This window comes from Paenarthrobacter sp. GQ52, from assembly GCF_059759005.1.
Genome location: NZ_JCAXEJ010000048.1, coordinates 1 through 574 on the forward strand (window position 1 = coordinate 1; position 574 = coordinate 574).

The 574-nt window shown below is 62.9% G+C and carries 1 protein-coding gene; it reads right to left on the reverse strand.

The window, feature by feature from the left end; all coding sequences use genetic code 11:
- Positions 1-574 (reverse strand): glucose-6-phosphate dehydrogenase (locus AC6CH8_RS22835; RefSeq protein ID WP_498192465.1); only part of this gene is annotated, 574 nt, incomplete at both ends.

Below are 574 nucleotides of genomic sequence, written 5' to 3' on the forward strand. Positions count from 1 at the left end.
TCCCCAACTGCCCGGTGCGTAGGGTTGCGGTTGTTCATCGAGCCCGGCCCAGTATTCCTCGAACGGGTCCAGGATCTTCCAGGACAGTTCCACTTCCTGGTGCCGCGGGAACAAAGGGGGTTCGCCCAGGAGCACGTTCAGGATCAGCCGTTCGTAGGCTTCGGGGCTGGATTCGGTAAAGGAGTGCCCGTAGCCGAAGTCCATGGTCACATCACGGACTTCCATCTGCGTGCCCGGGACCTTGGAACCGAACCGGATCGTGGCGCCCTCGTCGGGCTGGACACGGATCACCACGGCGTTCTGACCGAAGTCATCATCGTTGTGGTCACGGAAGAGCAGGTTCGGTGCCCGCTTGAACACCACCGCGATCTCGGTCACCCGCCGGCCCAGGCGCTTACCGGCACGCAGGTAGAACGGCACACCATTCCAACGGCGGGTATTGATATCCACCCGGATCGCAGCATAAGTTTCGGTCTTCGAATCGGCCGGGATCCCGTCCTCATCCAGATACCCGAGGACTTCCTCCCCGCCCTGCCACCCGCCGGTGAACTGACCCCGGGCCGAATGGGTGGAG